The organism is Cupriavidus nantongensis, assembly GCF_041726985.1.
GTDB classification, from domain to species: Bacteria; Pseudomonadota; Gammaproteobacteria; order Burkholderiales; family Burkholderiaceae; genus Cupriavidus; species Cupriavidus nantongensis_A.
In genome coordinates, this window is record NZ_CP168302.1 from 334,761 (window position 1) to 352,576 (window position 17,816).

General features: G+C 69.6%; 20 protein-coding genes. 10 read left to right on the plus strand and 10 right to left on the minus strand.

Going from position 1 to position 17,816, the window contains the following annotated elements; translation table 11 throughout:
* Positions 1–234: 234 nt before the first annotated feature.
* Complete coding sequence (locus tag ACEI37_RS01345) at positions 235–2,208, plus strand: PAS domain S-box protein (RefSeq protein ID WP_373376968.1); 1,974 nt, start codon at positions 235–237, stop codon at positions 2,206–2,208.
* A gap of 113 nt (positions 2,209–2,321) precedes the next feature.
* Positions 2,322–3,302 carry a Bug family tripartite tricarboxylate transporter substrate binding protein gene (locus tag ACEI37_RS01350; protein ID WP_373376969.1) on the plus strand — a complete coding sequence of 327 codons (981 nt, stop codon included), beginning with the start codon at positions 2,322–2,324 and terminating at the stop codon, positions 3,300–3,302.
* Positions 3,303–3,312: 10 nt separating this feature from the next.
* Here ACEI37_RS01350 and ACEI37_RS01355 read toward each other — a convergent pair whose 3' ends face one another.
* Both ACEI37_RS01355 and ACEI37_RS01360 read right to left on the minus strand, forming a co-directional pair.
* Positions 3,313–4,143 carry an IclR family transcriptional regulator gene (locus ACEI37_RS01355; RefSeq protein WP_373376970.1) on the minus strand — a complete coding sequence of 277 codons (831 nt, stop codon included), beginning with the start codon at positions 4,141–4,143 and terminating at the stop codon, positions 3,313–3,315.
* Between the two features lie 5 nt (positions 4,144–4,148).
* Entirely contained in the window at positions 4,149–4,976 is an 828-nt protein-coding gene (locus ACEI37_RS01360; protein WP_373376972.1) for an IclR family transcriptional regulator, read from the minus strand.
* A gap of 307 nt (positions 4,977–5,283) precedes the next feature.
* Between ACEI37_RS01360 and ACEI37_RS01365 the strand changes: the two genes are divergently transcribed.
* From ACEI37_RS01365 to ACEI37_RS01380, 4 genes are all read left to right on the plus strand, one after another.
* Positions 5,284–6,243, plus strand: coding sequence for an MBL fold metallo-hydrolase (locus ACEI37_RS01365; RefSeq protein ID WP_373376973.1), 960 nt, complete (start codon positions 5,284–5,286; stop codon positions 6,241–6,243).
* 59 nt (positions 6,244–6,302) lie between these two features.
* Positions 6,303–8,045: an FAD-dependent oxidoreductase gene (locus tag ACEI37_RS01370; RefSeq protein ID WP_373376974.1), complete on the plus strand. Its 1,743-nt coding sequence runs from the start codon at positions 6,303–6,305 to the stop codon at positions 8,043–8,045.
* Between the two features lie 36 nt (positions 8,046–8,081).
* The gene (locus tag ACEI37_RS01375; RefSeq protein ID WP_373376975.1) at positions 8,082–8,306 is read left to right on the plus strand and encodes a DUF2783 domain-containing protein; all 225 of its coding nucleotides are present in this window, start codon (positions 8,082–8,084) and stop codon (positions 8,304–8,306) included.
* Positions 8,307–8,459: 153 nt separating this feature from the next.
* The gene (locus ACEI37_RS01380; protein ID WP_373376976.1) at positions 8,460–9,836 is read left to right on the plus strand and encodes an MFS transporter; all 1,377 of its coding nucleotides are present in this window, start codon (positions 8,460–8,462) and stop codon (positions 9,834–9,836) included.
* A 56-nt stretch (positions 9,837–9,892) separates the two neighbouring features.
* On the opposite strand, the gene ACEI37_RS01385 is transcribed toward ACEI37_RS01380, so the two are convergent.
* Positions 9,893–10,201, minus strand: coding sequence for a hypothetical protein (locus ACEI37_RS01385; RefSeq protein WP_010814535.1), 309 nt, complete (start codon positions 10,199–10,201; stop codon positions 9,893–9,895).
* 173 nt (positions 10,202–10,374) lie between these two features.
* Here ACEI37_RS01385 and ACEI37_RS01390 point away from each other — a divergent pair, with 173 nt between their 5' ends.
* Both ACEI37_RS01390 and ACEI37_RS01395 read left to right on the plus strand, forming a co-directional pair.
* Positions 10,375–10,596, plus strand: coding sequence for a DUF2188 domain-containing protein (locus tag ACEI37_RS01390; RefSeq protein WP_018007233.1), 222 nt, complete (start codon positions 10,375–10,377; stop codon positions 10,594–10,596).
* A 59-nt stretch (positions 10,597–10,655) separates the two neighbouring features.
* Positions 10,656–12,053, plus strand: a complete 1,398-nt coding sequence (locus ACEI37_RS01395; protein ID WP_373376977.1) for an erythromycin esterase family protein — start codon at positions 10,656–10,658, stop codon at positions 12,051–12,053.
* Positions 12,054–12,173: 120 nt separating this feature from the next.
* On the opposite strand, the gene ACEI37_RS01400 is transcribed toward ACEI37_RS01395, so the two are convergent.
* From ACEI37_RS01400 to ACEI37_RS01415, 4 genes are all read right to left on the minus strand, one after another.
* Complete coding sequence (locus ACEI37_RS01400; RefSeq protein ID WP_373376978.1) at positions 12,174–12,491, minus strand: hypothetical protein; 318 nt, start codon at positions 12,489–12,491, stop codon at positions 12,174–12,176.
* Between the two features lie 95 nt (positions 12,492–12,586).
* On the minus strand, positions 12,587–12,862 hold the full coding sequence (locus tag ACEI37_RS01405; RefSeq protein WP_373376979.1) for a BON domain-containing protein: 276 nt from the start codon (positions 12,860–12,862) through the stop codon (positions 12,587–12,589).
* A gap of 22 nt (positions 12,863–12,884) precedes the next feature.
* Positions 12,885–13,439, minus strand: a complete 555-nt coding sequence (locus tag ACEI37_RS01410) for a BON domain-containing protein (RefSeq protein WP_373376980.1) — start codon at positions 13,437–13,439, stop codon at positions 12,885–12,887.
* 32 nt (positions 13,440–13,471) lie between these two features.
* Complete coding sequence (locus ACEI37_RS01415; RefSeq protein ID WP_373376981.1) at positions 13,472–14,635, minus strand: flavodoxin family protein; 1,164 nt, start codon at positions 14,633–14,635, stop codon at positions 13,472–13,474.
* Between the two features lie 295 nt (positions 14,636–14,930).
* On the opposite strand from ACEI37_RS01415, the gene ACEI37_RS01420 reads away from it, so the two are divergent.
* Both ACEI37_RS01420 and ACEI37_RS01425 read left to right on the plus strand, forming a co-directional pair.
* A complete protein-coding gene (locus ACEI37_RS01420; protein WP_373377697.1) occupies positions 14,931–15,497 on the plus strand; it encodes a CinA family protein in 567 nt (188 codons plus the stop codon).
* A gap of 81 nt (positions 15,498–15,578) precedes the next feature.
* The gene (locus ACEI37_RS01425; protein ID WP_373376982.1) at positions 15,579–15,923 is read left to right on the plus strand and encodes a hypothetical protein; all 345 of its coding nucleotides are present in this window, start codon (positions 15,579–15,581) and stop codon (positions 15,921–15,923) included.
* A gap of 102 nt (positions 15,924–16,025) precedes the next feature.
* On the opposite strand, the gene ACEI37_RS01430 is transcribed toward ACEI37_RS01425, so the two are convergent.
* Genes ACEI37_RS01430 through ACEI37_RS01440 form a run of 3 tightly spaced genes read right to left on the minus strand, consistent with a single transcriptional unit; the run spans position 16,026 to position 17,509 of the window.
* On the minus strand, positions 16,026–16,643 hold the full coding sequence (locus ACEI37_RS01430) for a diguanylate cyclase (protein ID WP_373376983.1): 618 nt from the start codon (positions 16,641–16,643) through the stop codon (positions 16,026–16,028).
* Between the two features lie 23 nt (positions 16,644–16,666).
* On the minus strand, positions 16,667–17,101 hold the full coding sequence (locus tag ACEI37_RS01435) for a PA2169 family four-helix-bundle protein (RefSeq protein WP_373376984.1): 435 nt from the start codon (positions 17,099–17,101) through the stop codon (positions 16,667–16,669).
* A gap of 36 nt (positions 17,102–17,137) precedes the next feature.
* Positions 17,138–17,509: a hypothetical protein gene (locus tag ACEI37_RS01440; RefSeq protein WP_373376985.1), complete on the minus strand. Its 372-nt coding sequence runs from the start codon at positions 17,507–17,509 to the stop codon at positions 17,138–17,140.
* Positions 17,510–17,816: the final 307 nt, after the last annotated feature.

The following is a 17,816-nucleotide window of genomic DNA, read 5'->3' on the forward strand; positions in this document are numbered from 1 at the left end:
TGGAAGACCTGGAGAACCTCGTGCGTCCATTCTATGGAGCCGCCCCGGCCAGACAATCCGTACATTCCGATTCCCGGCACGGAAGCGTCCGAGGTTGCCGTGCGCCGGCCCGCGGGACGTCCGTGCTGCACTTGGCCGTGCGGCGGGTGCCAGCGAAGCGCAAGCAGGCGTATCCTTACCGCACCATCAGGATCGGATGCGCCGGCAACGCCGGCACGTCGCCCAAACCCATCCATGACAAGACGCCCCGACGATCCACAACCCCTTGCCGGCAACGCCAGCAGCCCCGAGGCCAGCGGCCCCGACCATCCGAACGCCGCGGATACCCCCTACCGGACGCTGGTGGAAGCCGTACAGGACTACGCCATCTTCACGCTCGACGTCGGTGGCCATGTCTCCAGCTGGAACAAGGGCGCGGCGCGCATCAAGGGGTACCGGCGCGAGGAGATCCTGGGCAAGCATTTCTCGCAGTTCTATACGCCCGACGCGGTGGCCCGGCGCTGGCCCGACGCCGAGCTGAAGGCGGCCGCCGAACTGGGCCGCTTCGAGGACGAGGGCTGGCGCGTGCGCAAGGACGGCAGCCGCTTCTGGGCCAATGTCGTCATCACCGCCCTGCGCGACCCCGACGGCCGGCTGATCGGCTTCGGCAAGGTCACGCGCGACCTGACCGAGCAGCGCCGCGCCGCCGAGGCGCTACGCCAGAGCGAGGAATCGCTGCGCCTGCTGGTGGAAGGCGTCAAGGATTACGCGATCTTCATGCTCGATCCCGGCGGCCATATCGTCAGCTGGAATTCGGGCGCGTCCTATATCAAGGGCTACCGCCGCGACGAAATCATCGGCCGCCATTTCTCGCTGTTCTATCCGCAGGAGGACGTCGCCGTCGGCAAGCCCGCGCGGCACCTGGACCTGGCCCGGCGCGCCGGGCGCATCGAGGACGAGGGCTGGCGCGTGCGCAAGGACGGCTCGCTGTTCTGGGCCAATGTCACGCTGACCGCCGTCTACGACGATTCGCGCGCGCTGCGCGGCTTTGCCAAGGTGACGCGCGACATGAGCGAACGCCGCCGCCGCGAGGAGCTGGAACGCTCCAGCCAGCGCCTGAACGAGTTCCTGGCTACGCTTTCGCATGAACTGCGCAATCCGCTGGCGCCGGTGCGCAGCGCGCTGACCGCGATGCGGCTCGCGCCGGAGGACGGCGCGCTCGCCAACCAGAGCCTGGCACTGATCGAGCGCCAGGTGACGCACCTGAGCCGGCTGGTCGACGACCTGCTCGATATCGGGCGCATCACCTCCGGCCGGATCGAGCTGCGCACCGGACCGGTGGAACTCGACGAGATCATTGGGCTGGCGATCGAGGGCGCGCGCCCGGCGCTCGATGCCAAGTCGCAGCGCGTCGATGTGCAGGGCGCGCCCGGGGCGATCCGCATGGATGCCGACAAGACCCGGCTGGTGCAGGTGCTGCAGAACCTGGTGCTCAATGCGTCGAAGTTTTCACCGCCCGGCACGGTGGTGACGATTGCCACGGCGGTGCAGAACCGTACCCTGGAACTGCGCGTGACCGACCAGGGCCGCGGCATCTCGCCGCATGCGCTCGAGGACATCTTCCAGCTGTTCGTGCAGGAAAGCCGGCCGGGCACCGATGTGCAGGGCGGGCTGGGCATCGGCCTGTCGCTGTGCCGCTCGCTGGTGGAGCTGCACGGCGGTACCATCGCGGCCTCCAGCGCCGGGCCGGGGCTGGGCAGCACCTTCACGGTGCGCCTGCCGCTGCCGGCCGCGCGCCAATCCGACGCATCCCCGGGCGCTGCCCTGCCAGCCACCGGCCATGACAAGCCTGAGCTGCAGGTGCAGCGCATCCTGCTGGTCGACGACAACCGCGACGCCGCCGACAGCCTGGCGATGCTGCTCGAAATGTGCGGCCACGAAGTGACCATCGCCTACGACGGCTCCGAAGCCCTGCACGTGGCGCCGCGCTGCCGCCCGCATATCGCGCTGATCGACCTGGCCATGCCCGGCATGGACGGCTTCGAGGTGGTGCGCGCCATGCGCGGCGTGGCGGGCACCGAATCCACCCGTTACGTCGCGCTGACCGGCTTCGGCCAGCCGACGGACCGGCAGCATACCGAGGCCGCCGGCTTCGATGCGCACCTGGTCAAGCCGGTGGAGCTGGAAACCCTGTTCGGCACCATCGCGCGGCTGCGCCATCCTGACTGAGCGACACGGCATCGGGCCGAACCCGACCTTCGCCAATCCCGAACCCGCGCGCGCCGCGGCTGCGACACACTGACGCCCGTTCCATCGCAACAGATCAAGGAAAGGAGACAGCGATGCAGGGTTGGATCAGGCGTGCGGCCATGGGGCTGCTGTTTGCATGCGCGGCCACGGCCGCCGGCACCGCACTGGCGGACTACCCCGACAAGCCGGTGCGGCTGGTGGTGCCGTTCCCGCCAGGGGGCGCCACCGACCTGCTGGCGCGCGAGATCGGCAACGCGCTGTCGGCGCGGCTGCAGCAGCCGGTGGTGATCGACAACCGCCCCGGTGCCGGCGGCAACCTGGCGGCGATCGCCGTGGCGCGGGCCCCCGCCGACGGCTACACGCTGCTGTTCGGCACCTTCGGCTCGCTGGCGGTGAACAAGAGCCTCTACGACAAGCCCGGCTACGATCCGCTCAGGGACTTCGCGCCGGTGGCGTCGGTGGCCTACCTGCCCAACGTGCTGGTGGTGCATCCCAGCGTACCCGCGCGCACCGTGCCGGAACTGCTGGCGCTGGCGCGCAAGGAGCCGGGCAAGCTGACCTACGGCTCGTTTGGCAACGGCTCGTCGTCGCACCTCGCGGGCGAGCTGTTCACGCACCTGGCGGGTGTCGATATCACGCATATTCCGTACAAGGGCAGCGCCGCGTCGATGACCGACCTGATCGGCGGGCGCATCACCATGATGTTCGACAGCGTCTCCACGGCGCTGCCGTATATCCGCGACAAGCGCGTGCGCGCGCTGGCGGTGACCACGCAGAAGCCGTCCGAGCAGCTGCCCGGCGTGCCGACGCTGGCCGCCGCCGGCGTGCCCGGCTACGAGCTGACCGCATGGTTCGGCGTGGCGGCCCCGGCGGGCACGCCCAAGGCCGTGATCGACCGCCTCAACGGCGAGATTGTGGCCGCGCTCAAGCAGCCGGACCTGGCGGCCAGGCTGGCCAGCCAGGGCACGGTGCCCTTCCCCGCGACGCCGGCGCAGTTCGGCAGCTATATCCGCGCGCAATACGAGAAGTGGGACGATCTGATCAAGTCCGCGAACATCAAGCTCGACAACTGACCGCCAGGCCTCAGGCGGCCTCCGGCGCGCCGAAGCGCCACGACAGCCGCGCCGCCGCCTGCCGCACCAGCGCGGCGGTAGCGCCTTCGGTGCTGCTGTCGAAGCTGCCGCTGGAACCCATCACCGCGATCACCAGCGCCAGGCTGCCGGTGTGGTCGAACACCGGCGCCGCCAGCGTGTCGATGCCCGGCACCGGATGGCTCAGCGCATTGTCGATGCGCGCCGCGCGCACCTGCGCCAGCCGCCCGGCATAGGCCGGCGCCAGCTTGCCGCCGGGCCCAAGCACCTGCCCGGCGGCCGCGCCTGCCATGCGCAGCGCATCGTTCCGCAGCAGGCCCGCCAGCACGTTGTCCGGCAGGTGCGCCGCCACGGTGCGGCCGATGGCGGTATGGACCAGCGACAGCACCGTGCCCACGCGCAGGCTGACATGCTGCGGCCGCGCGGATTCTTCCAGCCGCACCACGGTGGGCCCCAGCGGCCCCAGTACCGCCATGGCCACGCTCAGGCCCGTGGTCCCGGCCAGCTCGATCACCTCCGGTTCGGCCTCGCGCGTCGGCGACAGCCGCTGCAGCGCGATCAGCCCCAGCTCCAGCGCCAGCGGTCCGCACAGGTAGTTGCCGGCGGCATCGCGCGCCAGCAGTCCGGTCTTCTGCAGGCTGACCAGGTGCGGAAACGCCTTGGCCGCCGGCATGCCCGCAGCCAGCGCCAGGTCGCGCAGCGGCAGCGGCCGGCCCGCGGCCACCAGCGCAGACAGCAATTGGCCGGTGCTGTCGAGCGACTGGATGCCGCGCTGCGGCTTGCCGCCGTCGGGGTCCTGCGGGGTTTCGCTCACGTCGCTCATGCCGCTCATGCCTGTTCACCATCCGGTTCGCGCAGCGCCGCGCCGATCTCCGCGCCCGCGGCGAGCAAGGCCCGCGCTGCCGCGCCGTGCCAGTCGACGTCGATGGCACCGGTCGATCCCACCAGCGTCAGCACCAGCCGCAGCATGCCGGCGCCGTCGAGCACCGGCACGCTCAGGCTGCTGACCGCCGGGCTGGGGGCATCGATGCTGCGCTCGATGCCGCGCTCACGGATTTCCGCCAGCCTGGCACTGAACGCGGCCAGGTCCGCCTCGGTGGCATCCGGTTGCTGCGCCTGCCACAACGGCTGCCACTGCGCCGGCGGCTGGAAGGCGCAGAACACGCGGCCGGTGGCAGTGGCGGCCAGCGCCATCACCGTGCCGACATGCAGGTTTACGTGCAGCGGCGCGCTGGCCGGCACATAGCGCACGATGGTCGGCCCTTGTGGCCCGGCCAGGCTGATCGCCACGCTGCAGCCCAGCGCCTGCGCCAGCGCGTCCGCACGCGGCAGCGCGGCGCGCCAGGCGGCGTCCTGCTCCAGGTGCAGCAGGCCCAGGCGCAGCGACAGCGGTCCGGGCTCGTAGCGGCCCGACAGGTGGTCGCGCTTGATCAGGCCCAGCTGCGCAAGGCTGACCAGATAGGCATGCGCCTGGGCCGGCGCCAGCTGCGCGGCGTCGGCCAGCGCCGCCAGCGGCATCGGCACGCGCGCCGCGGCCAGCGCCGCGAGCAGGCGCGCGCCCACCTCCACGCTCTGGATGCCGCGCTGCGCCTTGTCGGCACGCGCCACCGGTGCGCCCGCCGGCGTTACCGCTGTCCCCGCCCTGGGTCTGGCCATCAGCGTCCTGTGTGATCGGAAAACCCGGATATTAATCCAACGCCTCCCCGGACCTGCTTCATACGGGTTTACCCCGCCATCGATCCGGCCGAAGTTCTTCCCTTCGATTATTTGTTATAGGCTAATCAATTAGCTATTGATTAATTTTCTTACCTTTCCTAAGATGGCATTACCCCGTCGCGACACGGCACAGCCGTGCGACATCCGGAAATCCATACGAACGGGGGCGAGACAGCCAGTGCCACGCCGCATGCCCTTGCGGCCATTCCCGTGCCGTCCCGCCCTGCCCACAAAAGGAAAAGACGCCATGTCCAAGGCATTTGCATCGCAGGCTGACCTGGAAGCCAAGCAGATCACCTTCACCCAGCTGTCCGAGAACGCATGGGCCTATACGGCGGAGGGCGATCCCAACTCCGGCGTGGTGATCGGCGATGACGGCGTGCTGATCGTCGACACCACGGCCACGCCGGCGATGGCGCAGGACCTGATCGCACGCATCCGCACCATCACCGACAAGCCGATCAAGTACGTGGTGCTGTCGCACTACCACGCCGTGCGCGTGCTGGGCGCCTCGGCCTACTTTGCCGAGGGCGCGCAGCAGATCATCGCCAGCCGCGGCACCTACGAGATGATCGTCGAGCGCGGCGAGGCCGACATGAAGTCCGAGATCGAACGCTTCCCGCGCCTGTTCGCCGGCGTGGAAACGGTGCCCGGCCTGACCTGGCCGACGCTGGTGTTCGACAAGGAAATCACCCTGTTCCTGGGCCAGCTGGAAGTGCGCATTGCCCACCTGGGCTCGGGCCATACCAAGGGCGACACCGTGGTGTGGCTGCCGCAGCAGAAGGTGCTGTTCTCCGGCGACCTGGTCGAGTACGACGCCGCCTGCTACTGCGGCGACGCGCAGCTGGCCGAGTGGCCCGCCACCCTCGACGCGCTGCAGGCGCTGAATCCCGAGAAGCTTGTCCCTGGCCGCGGCCCTGCGCTGACCACGCCGGATGAAGTGAAGAAGGGCATTGCCTACACCAAGGACTTCGTCACCACGCTGTTCACCGCCGGCCAGGAAGCGGTGGCCGAAAAGCTCGACCTGAAGGCCGCGATGGCGCACACGCGCCGAACCATGGATCCGAAGTTCGGCCACGTCTTCATCTACGAGCATTGCCTGCCGTTCGATGTCTCACGCGCCTACGACGAGGCCAGCGGCATGCGCCATCCCCGCATCTGGACCGCCCAGCGCGACAAGGAGATGTGGACCGCGCTGCAGGACTGACCCCGGCACACCAACCAGCCATCGCACAACAGAGCTTTTCAGGTGGAGGAGACACAAGCATGAGCAGCAGCGATTACCAGCGGCTGACGTTCGCCTACCAGCCCTGCGCGGAACAGCAGCGCGCCGGGCCATCCGCTGATGCCGCGCCCGCGGCGGTGCATCCGGTGGTCGTGGTCGGGGCCGGCCCGGTGGGGCTGGCCACCGCCATCGACCTGGCGCAACGCGGCGTGCCCGTGGTGCTGGTGGACGACGACTGCACGCTGTCCACCGGGTCGCGCGCGATCTGCTTTTCCAAGCGCACGCTCGATATCTTCGACCGCCTGGGCTGCGGCGAACGCATGGTCGACAAGGGCGTGCGCTGGCATGTCGGCAGGGTGTTCCTGCGCGACGAGCAGGTCTACAGCTTCGACCTGCTGCCAGAGACCGGGCACCGCCGCCCGGCCTTTATCAACCTGCAGCAGTACTACCTCGAAGGCTATCTGCTGGAGCGCGCGCAGGCGCTGCCCAATATCGAGATCCGCTGGCACAACAAGGTGGTCGGCGTGGAAAGCCGCCCCGCGTCTGACGCCGGCGTGGTGCTGACGGTCGATACCCCCGATGGCTGCTACCCGTTGGCCGCGCGCTATGTGGTCGCCGCCGATGGCTCGCGCAGCCCAATGCGCAAGCTGCTGGGGCTGGACAGCAAGGGCCGCACCTTCCGCGACCGCTTCCTGATTGCCGACGTCAGGATGGAGGCCGATTTCCCGGCCGAGCGCTGGTTCTGGTTCGATCCGCCCTTCCATCCGCACCAGTCGGTGCTGCTGCACCGGCAGCCGGACAATGTCTGGCGCATCGACTTCCAGCTGGGCTGGGACGCCGACCCGGTGCTGGAGAAATCCCCGGAGCGCGTGATCCCGCGGGTGCAGGCGCTGCTGGGCAAGGACGCGAAGTTCGAGCTGGAGTGGGTCAGCGTCTACACCTTCTCCTGCCAGCGCATGGACAGCTTCCGCCACGGCAATATCCTGTTCGCCGGCGATGCCGCGCACGGCGTCTCGCCGTTCGGCGCGCGCGGCGCCAACAGCGGTATCCAGGACGCCGAGAACCTGGCGTGGAAGCTGGCCTACGTGCTGCAGGGCCATGCCTGCGACCGGCTGCTCGACACCTACGCCAGCGAGCGCGAATTCGCCGCCGACGAGAACATCCGCAATTCCACCCGCTCGACCGATTTCATCACGCCCAAGAGCGCCGCCAGCCGCGTGTTCCGCGACGCGGTGCTGGCGCTGTCGAGGCATCATGCGTTCGCGCGCGCCCTCGTCAACAGCGGCAGGCTGTCGGTGCCGGCGGTGCTGCATGACTCGCCACTGAACACCGAGGATGCTGCCCCGGATGCTGGCGGCAAGCTGGTGCCGGGTGCGGTCTGCTGCGATGCGCCGGTGTCCGGCGCAGGCGGCGCGGGCTGGCTGCTGTCGTACCTCGGCGGCGATTTCACCTTGCTGGTGTTCGGCAGTCCGGAGGCCTTCGATGCCGGCACGCTGGCGGACCTGGCCGCGCTGAAGCAGGCCGGCACGCCGCTGCAGCTGGTCTATGTGACCGACGCCGCGCAACCCCCCATGACCTGTAGCCACGCCACTGTGCTGCGCGACGACGAAGGCCTGGCGGCGGCGCGCTACGGCGCCACGCCCGGCACCTGCTACCTGGTCCGTCCGGACCAGCATGTGTGCGCACGCTGGCACCATCCCGACCCCGCCGCGATCCGCGCCGCGCTGGCGCGCGCCACCGGCGCCGACCTGCGCGCACCGCAGCCAGGCCGGATGGCCGCCTGATCGCCCGGACGCCAGCCCTGCCCCACGGAGATAGCCATGCCCAACCCGCTCAACACACAGCCCAACCTGGCGCGCCCCGACGCCTTCTACGAAGCGCTGATCGAGATGCACCGCGACCTCGACGAGTCCCAGAGCCAGGCCGCCAACGCGCAGCTGATCCTGCTGCTGGCCAACCATATCGGCGACCACGACGTGTTGCTGGCGGCGATGGCCGAAGCGCGCGCCGGCGTCGTCGCCAGCCCCGACACGGCGCCGGCCTGACCGGATAGCCAGGCGCAGGCGCGGCCCTGTCCGGGCCTGCGCCACGCGCTGTCCTTCAAGACATCCCGGGCCAACGCGCACCAGACGCGGCCCACTGGCGGCAACCGCCCGGCTGCCTGCCGCCGCAGCCACCACCGCACGGAGACAACATCGATGAGCCATCCGGTCTCAGGGGAGCTTTCGTCCCTATCCAGCCTGGCGCCTCCCGCCCCGGCCCCTACAGCCGCTACAGCCCCCGCAGCACTCGCCGCGCGCGACGAGGACGCGCTCTACCGCAAGGTCTGGCTGCGCATCATTCCCTTCCTGTTCGTCTGCTACGTGGTGTCGTTCCTCGACCGCATCAACATCGGCTTCGCGCAGCTGCAGATGAAGCACGACCTGGGCTTCAGCGACGCCATGTACGGCCTTGGCGCCGCGGTGTTCTACGTCGGCTACGTGCTGTGCGAAGTGCCAAGCAACATGCTGCTGGCGCGCTTCGGTGCGCGCCGCACCTTTACCCGCATCATGGTGCTGTGGGGCACCGTGTCGGTGGCGATGATGGCCGTGTCGACGCCCGCGCAGTTCTACGCGCTGCGCTTCCTGCTGGGCGTGTTCGAGGCCGGCTTCTTCCCCGGCATCGTGCTGTACCTGACCTACTGGTTCCCCGCGCGCCGGCGTGCCGCGGTGATGGCGATCTTCTTTGCCGGGGTGGCGGTGGCGGGCGTGCTGGGCGGGCTGGTGTCCGGCTGGATCATGCGCGACATGGCCGGCGTGCTGGGGCTGCAGGGCTGGAAATGGATGTTCGCGATCGAAGGCGCGCCGGCGGTGCTTCTCGGGCTGGCGGCCGCACGCCTGCTGGTCGACGGGCCGCAGCAGGCCAGCTGGCTGAGCGAGCGCGAACGCGCCCACCTGCTGCGCGACACTGCCGCGCACACCCAGGGCAGCGGCCATTCGCTGCACGCGCTGCGCCAGGTGCTGCGCAACCCGCGCGTGTACCTGTTCGCCTTTATCTATTTTTCGCTGACCTGCGGCTCGCTCGCGCTCAGCTTCTGGATGCCGCTGATGATCCGCGATTTCGGCGTGACCGACGTGATGTCGGTGAGCCTGTATTCGGTGGTGCCGAATGCGGTGGGCGCGGTCGGCCTGATCCTGATTGCGCGGCATTCGGACCGCACCGGCGAGCGCCATCGCCATTTCCTGCTGTGCACCGCGGGCGGCGCGCTGGCACTGGCCGCGCTGACCTTGCCGCTGCCGGGGCTGGCGGCGATGCTGGCCATCCTGTCGGTGGCGGCGGTGCTGATCTTTGCCGCGCTGCCGGTGTTCTGGGCACTGCCGCCGGGCTATCTGCCGGGCGCCGGCACTGCTGCCGGGATCGCCTTCATCAGCAGCATCGGCATCACCAGCGGCATCGTCAGCCCGTGGGTGATCGGCCAGATCAAGACCCGCACCGGCAGCCTGGACCATGCGCTCTACCTGCTGGCGGCGCTGCTGCTGGCGAGCGGCCTGGCGATGTGGCTGGGCGTGCCGAAACAGCCCGCGCGGCCGGCGTGAGCCAGGCCTCGGGAAACTTCAATTCCGGATGGTCCGCACCCGCGCGGGTGCGGCGTTCAGTGGGATCGGCCGCAGGGAATCACGGAGGCGATTTCCTCCCGCATCACCTCGACCACATCGTCGATTTCCAGCCCCTCGGCGGTGACCAGCACGTCCTGTCCGCGCCCGATGGCGTAGACCACGCCGCGCCAGCGGCCGGGCTCGACGGCCTCGCACAGGCGGATATTGAATTCGGTGTCCTGATCCTGGCTATACACCGTCACCAGGTCGCCCACCTGGGGAGTGCGCACCGCTTCTCCGTCGAACGCCCGGGCCACCACGGTCACCGGCGACTGCGTCAGCCCCCTGGCAAATCTTGCACGCATGGTCCGCTCCTCTGATTGCGATCCAAGTCCAGCTTACAAGAGGCCGGACAAATAACCAGGGATTTCCATCGGAAAGTGGAACCGGAAGCGCTTCGCGGCTGTCAGACGCCGCCGGATAGACAGCGCGCGCAGATCGACCACAATAAAAGGACCGCTATCCGAGGAGACCCGACATGGGCAGCAACATACACGTCGTTCCGCACGACGAAGGCTGGGACGTCATCCACGAAGGCGCACGCTACGCCGAATCGCACCACGCCACGCAGGAAGAGGCGGTCGCCGCCGGCACCTCGCAGGCCCAGCGCGAGCATGTCGAATTGCTGATCCATGGCCGCGACGGCCAGATCCGCTCGCGCAACAGCTTCGGCCACGATCCCCGCACCATTCACGGCTGACCCGCGCTGCTTGCGGCAACGCTGAGAACGCCGGCACGCTGCCGGCAGTTCGCGCCACCATGCCACAACATCGGGCCGACCCGCACGCCGTGGCTGCGCTTGTGTCCGCGATCGCGGCGGCGACCGTGCCGTGGCCGGCGATCGACCACGCGGCCGAGAGTCCGTTCACCGGCCCCTTCGCCAACGGCGCCGCGGCGCTGGCGGATCGGCTCGGCAGCCACCGCGTGGTGTTGCTGGGCGAAAGCACGCACGGCACCGCCGAGTTCTATCACGCCCGCGCCGCGCTCACCGCGCAACTGGTGGCCCGGCACGGCTTTGGCATCATCGCGGTGGAGGCGGACTGGCCTGACGCCGCGGCGGTCGACCGCCATGTGCGCGGGCGCCCGCCGCGGCCCGCCGAATCACCTGGCGCCGCGTTCACGCGCTTCCCGGTCTGGATGTGGCGCAACCTCGAGGTGGCGCGCTTTATCCGCTGGCTGCACGCGCACAATGCCGCGCTGGCGCCGGCCCGGCGCGCCGGTTTCTTCGGCCTCGATATCTACAGCCTGGGCGCCTCGATGGCTGCGGTGCTGGCTTACCTGGAAGGCGTCGATCCCCGCGCCGCGCAGGCCGCGCGCGAACGCTATGGCTGCCTGGAACCGTGGCGGCGCGACCCCGCGCGCTACGGCCGCGCCGTGCTGCACGGCACCCATGCCGACTGCGAGGACGCGGTGGTCGAACAGCTGCAGGCCTTGCTCGACAAGCGTCTCGCCTACGCGCGCGACGGGCACGAGGACTTCCTCGATGCCGCGCAGAATGCGCGCCTGGTGGCATCGGCCGAGCGCTACTACCGCGTCATGTACCACGGCAGCGACGACAGCTGGAACCTGCGCGACACGCACATGTTCGAGACCCTGGAGCAGTTGCTGCACGCCCATGGGCCGGCATCGCGCGCGGTGGTGTGGGCGCACAACTCGCATATCGGCGATGCGTCGCAGACCGAGATGGGCACCAGCCAGGGCCAGCTGAATATCGGCCAGCTATGTCGCGAGGCCTTCGGCGACGCGGCCGCGCTGGTGGGCTTCAGTACCTACGACGGCACCGTCGCGGCGGCGACGTCATGGGACGGTCCCATGGAAATCAAGCAGGTGCGTCCCGCGCGGGCCGACAGCTACGAGCACCTGTTCCACGCCGCCGGTCATGCGCAGGGCTGGACGGATTTGCGAGGTGACGGTGCTGGCGACGGCAACGGCAGCGCCGTCCAGGCCGACCTGCGCGAACTGCTGATGCCGGCGCGGCAGGAGCGCTTTATCGGCGTGATCTACCGCCCGGAAACGGAACTGCAGAGCCACTACGCGCGCGCCATCCTGCCGCGGCAGTTCGACGTGCTGGCGTGGTTCGACCGCAGCAGCGCGGTACCGGCGCTGCCCGAGCCGCCGGCACCGGGCGCGCCCGAGACCTGGCCTTCGGGTCTCTGAAACGCTTGCCGGCCTGATGCCGCTCAGTCAAAGCATCAAACTCTACTGTCGTTCCCGCGCAGGCGGGAACGACAGAGGTTAACGGAACGGCATTACGCTTGCCGGCCCGCTTTGCATCCACTATTTGCGGCTCTTCGGCGCCTTCGGTTCCGAAGCCGGATAGTCATACCGTTGCGGCGATTGCGGCCCCTCGTTGACCGCGGGGCTGGCCGGCGTGGCAGGTGTTGCCGGTGTGGCGCGGGTGCCCGGGCCGCCCGGCGTGGCGGGTGTGGCCGGCGTTGCGGGGGTAGCGCGCCGCGTGTCGCCCTGGCCCGGCATGACATCCGAGGCCGACGTGCCTGGCGCGCGCGTGTCGGCGCCAGGGCGCGTGGTGGTGGTCTGGGCCCACGCGGGCACGCTGAGCAGCGCGGCCAGCGCAAAAATCGCGGTGTGTCTCATGGCAGTCTCCTTCCTCGTTAATCCATCGCTGATAGCCAGCGGCATCCGGCAGTGGCCGGAACTGGCTCCGTTGCGAAAGCCATGCCAGCGCACACTCAACCGCCGGTGCGATCGGGCGCGACCTCGATGCGATTGACGACCTCGCGCCCGCCGGCATGCGCGCGCACGCAGGCCTCGATCGCATCGCGGTCGGCGGCGCTGCCGATCGCGCCGCGCAGGGTGATGCGGCCCTGCGCCACGTCCAGCGCAATCTCGCTGACGTCGAGGCCGCTCTCCCACAAGCGCTCGCACAGCGTGGCCTGCAGCGCCGTGTCGGCCGCGCCGAAGGCGTTGCCGCGCGGGTTGGTGTCCGTCTTCGGGGAGACAGGCATGGGAACGTCTCCGCGCCGCGGCTCAGTACATGCGCATGCCGTGGCCGGGATGGCCCTCGGCCCCGGCCGGCCTTGCCACGCGCAAGTGGTTGACCAGGTCCCTGACCCCGAAAACCTCGTCGGCAATATCCTCGATGCGGTACTTCTGGTGGCGATCCGGCACGCTGCCCTCCAGTGTCACCACGCCCTGCTCGACCCGCACCTCGACCTCGTTCAGGTCCAGCCGGCCACTGCGCGTCAGTTGCTCGCACAAGTCTTCCAGGATGCGCTCGTCGCTGCGCTGGTAGTTGCGGGGCCCGACCGGCCGCCAGTGTTCGCTGCCGCCCCGGTAGAGATCCATGCGCTCGTTGTAGCCGGTGAACTGGCGATAGGGATCGGCCATGCCGCGGGCCTGGTGGGGCCCGGTCTCGTGCGGCCGCCATTCCCCGGCGCCGCGGCCGCCGCCGAACTCGCCCGGGTCCACCGGCTGGTCATAGTCGTACACGCCATAGGCACCCACGTAGTGGCTGCGCATATCAGCCTCGGGCACGGCGCTTTCGTGCCAGGGCGGGCCGCGCCAGTTGTCTCTGCGATCCATTGTTGCCTCCGTTGTTGTCGCGGCTCTTTACGCTACTTCAGCCGCGGCGGTACCAGCCCGTGGTCGGCGGTGCGCAGCTGTCCATGGCGCAGTTGCTCGACCGCGCAGGCGAGCGCACGCGCCACATTGTCGACTTCGCCCTGCACGCTGGTATCTTGGTCCAGCGCGACATGGCTGGTGGCATAAGGCTCGTAGTAGCCGATATACCGGTCCAGCCGCGCCTGGGCGCCGGCATCGATCAGTCCCATCCAGTCCAGCCAGTCTGACAGCGCACGGCGCACGCCTTCGATGCCGGCGACGTCGCCATGCACCACCAGTCCATAGGCGCGCCCGGCCAGGTGCTTGGGATAGTCCCAGCCTGACAGCTCGATCGCCTTGGCCCTTGTCACGTCCTTGCCGCGCGTGCTGGTGGGATCCGGGTTGCCGCCATCGGCGCAGACCAGCCGGTCCATCATCAGCTTGAGCGGGCTGCTGGCCTGGTACCAGTACACCGGCGTGACGATCAGCACGCCGTGGCAGGCGGCCCAGCGCGGGTAGATCTCGTTCATCCAGTCATTGACCTGGCCCAGCGCATGGTTGGGATAGCAGCTGCACGGCCAGTGGCACAGCGGCATCGCGGTCGATACGCAGCCCTTGCACGGATGGATATGCAGCTGCGCGTCGGAAGTCAGGTGGCTCAGGTCGAGCAGGTCGACCTCGATGCCCTGCGCTTCCAGCCGCTCGCGCGCGCGCCCGGCCAGGCGCCAGGATTTCGACATTTCGCCCGGGCAGGTGTAGTCGTTGCGCGAGGCCGCGCACACCAGCAGCACGCGCGAGCGCGTGGCAGGGTCGGCCTGCCGCTGCTGGGCCACGCGCACCGCCTCGCTGGCCGCGCGCCATTCGTCGGAGAGATCGTATTCGGGATCGGCATAGCCCGCGCCGGCCTTGTGCGTGAGCGGCGCCTTGCGGCTTTGCGCGTAGGCATCCCAGGCAATGCGCTCGAGGCGATCCAGCGCTTCGTCCTCCTGCCGGTAGGCGGGGTCGGTAAAGCGCGCCAGGAAGCGCTGGCGAAACACTTCGCGCGGCAGCGGACTGGTGACCTGGCCCTTGCGCACATCCTCGGGGTTGCCGGCGTGGCGCGGCGCGCGCGGCGCATCGTGCGCGGGACGGTCCGGGGGCGCGGTTGGTATGGACGGCTTCGGCGGCTGCTCGGGCATGTCGGTCTCCGTGATGGTCCGTACAGGGGGTCCGTACAGGTCGTTGCGCACCGGACATGCAAGATGAGCGCCACCGCCGTGCAAGGTGTGCGCCGCGCGCGCCGCGCAGCTTTTACAGGCGCGCTCCGGCGCTGCATGTACATTTTTCCCCGCATTTGCACCCGGCGCTGCCGCCAGCCGGCGCACGCTGTCCCTGCAGCGCCGCGCGGGCGCTATCCACTGGCTGGCACGGAACCTGCCGCCCTGCGGGAAATCGACTGCGGATAGCGCAAAGGAGAACATGCGAGTGATTGCGATGAGGCACCGCGGCGCCGGCGGCAGCGATAACGTCGGCATTGCGCGCTACCTGCTGCGCCATGGGCTGCGCGTGGTCACGGCGGAATCCTGCACCGCCGGCCTGATCGCCTCGCGCATTGCCGAGGTGCCTGGCTGCGGCGACGTGCTGCGCTGTGCCATCGTGGCCTACTCGCCGTCCGCCAAGGAACAGCTGCTGCACGTCCCGGCCGAGACCATCCGGCGCCATGGCCTGACCAGCGAGGCGGTTTCGCTGGCGATGGCGCGTGGCGCCATGCAACTGACCGGCGCGGACCTGGCCATCGCCAACACCGGCGTTGCCGATGGCGGCGGCGACGGCGATATCCCCGCCGGCACACAGTGCTTTGCCTGGGTGTTCCGCCGCCACGGCCATGCCGCGCACGACGTGGTGTCCCACGCGGAGGGCATCGCAGCCTTTACCGAGACACGCCGCTTTGCCGGCGCGCGCAACGCCGTGCGCGAAGCCGCCGCCGACTGGGCGCTGGCACGCATCTGCCACTACCACGAACTGGCGCGCAGCGGGCAAGGCCGCGACGCGCGCCCATGAATCGCCGGCGCGCCGAAACGGCATGCCGGCAACCCCGAGGGCCCTGGGCCCGACCGACGTAGTCTTGCAATGGAGACCATAATGAAACGCACTCTCGCTACCACGGCACTGGTCGTCGGCACCGCGCTCTGCCTGCCGGCCTTTGCTCAACAAGCACCCGCGTCGCCGAATGCGCCGAACCCCAGCGCGCCGCCGATCGAAGGTTCCCCTCCGGGCTCGCGCAACCAGCCCGCCGCTACCGAGATGGGCTCCGCTTCCGCCCCCGGCGCCAAGGACACCATGAAGAAGTCCAAGTCCAAGTCGGACAAGGCGTCGAACACCGCGCGCAGCAAGAAGCCGCGCGAGCAAGGCGCGCCCGCTTCACCGACCGCCGATGCGCCGAGCGGCCCCAAGGGCGATTCGCCGGATCCGGCGCCGAAGCAGTAAAGGCCTGATCGATCCTGAACACGCCGCGCGCCGTGCGCGCCGGCTGGTCTCTGCAGCGCCCGCAACCGGAGGAATCATCGCGATGACGGGCGTCGCGGCAGGCTAGCCGCCGCCGCGCATGGCCCGCGTCGCCTGTGCCAGCAGGGCCTCGCGTTCACGCCGGCGCCAGCGCACGCAGCGCCATAGCTCCTCCAGATACGGAAGCCCCGCCAGCAGTACCACCGCCACCAGCAGGCCGGCCAGATACGCCGGCGGCAGCGGAACGGCCTTCAGCGCCAGCGTCATCCGCGCCGGCTCGGTGCCGCGTCCGAACAAGGCCAGAAACTGGTCCCAGTGCAGCACCACCACATACGACGCCGCGGCCAGCGGCAGCACTTCCAGCAGGCTGTGCATGTGCTGCTCGACCGGTGCGATATGGCGACGCTTGCTGGCGTAATGCACATCCCACCATGCGGTGATCTCATGGATCACCAGCGCCGCCAGCACCACCGCGATCAGCAGCGCGTTGACCTCCAGAAACAGCACCAGCAGCAGCGGCAGGCCCACCTCGGCCAGCATCAGCATGTGCAGCAGCGATTCGGTGACGCCGGCGTTGCGTTCGATCTGCGTGGCCCGGTGGCACAGCCAGTCGCCCACACCCGCCAGCAGCCACAGCGGCACCAGCCCGTACATCAGCACGAGCCGGGCGGCATGTTCGAAGGCAGGGAGGTCGGTCGGCATGATGCTGTGGCGCGCTGCACGCCCTAAGGCCGCTCTTGCGGCGCGCGGTACTGCTGCCGCAGCACCCGGAACAGCTCGTGGTTCAACTGCACGCCGCGATACTGCCTGCGCACCACGGCGCGCAGGCGCGAGCCCAGCACATGCGCGCGCAGCGCCCGCGCATAACGCCGCTGCACCGCGTGCTCGCGCTTGCTGATGGCCTGCACGATGGAACGGTCGGAACTGTGCTTGCCGATCGCCTGGGCCGCGGGGGCCGGCAAGGCCTCCGGCACCTCGCCCAGGTCGAGCAGGCACGCCTTCAGCTCATGCGCGGCCTGCGCGAACGCATTGGCGCGGCTGGTCAGCACGGATTTCAGATGGGGGTTGGCCGCCGCGGTGGCGGCGCGGCGGCAGCCCAGCTCGCCCTCGCGCGAGGCCGCGATCAGCGCGTTGAGCAACAGGATTTTTTTCTTCGCCATGGCACACCTGCCCTGGTCCGCGGGCGGACCGTGAAGTCACCGATCGGAGCCGGCGCTTGCCGGCGGTTGCGCGTTGGCGCCGGAAATGCCGCGCATGCCGGACTGGTCCAAGGATAGCGGCTGGCCCCGCGCAGCGCCAGTTGCGGCGAAGGCGTGCTGCGCGGCGGCCCGCCACGCCTTGCGCGCCTCGCGCATGCCGCGCAGGTTCATGGCGATCAGCGCCAGCTGCAGCACGATCAGCGCATACGCGTCGCCGTGCCAGCCCCACGCAATCCACAACACGTTGCTGCCCAGGAACACCCAGAAGCCGGCGCGCCGCCGCGTGATCGAGCGCGAGCCGACCAGCCACGTCGCCACTACCGTCACCACCATTGCCGGCCATTGCGCCGCCTCCAGCCACTGATCCATGGGTCCCCTTAGATGGCTTTTCACCGTGCCGGCGATGGCACGTATGGGCTCACAGGGGCAAGAACCATACCGGGAAATGCATAGGCCGGCAGTGCCCGCGCGGCCTTGCGCGATATTTCCATCAACGCGGCGGCCACCAGTATTTTTTACAAGCCGTTGCCGGATCGGCACATGCGCCGCCGCGCCGCACGCCTTGCGCTGCCTGCGAGAACCGGCCCATCGCCGCGCGCGGGCGCGCTGGCACGCACTTCGCATGGCAGAGCCATCCCGGCGGCTGGCCGCAAGGCGCCGCTCCGGGATTTTTGTT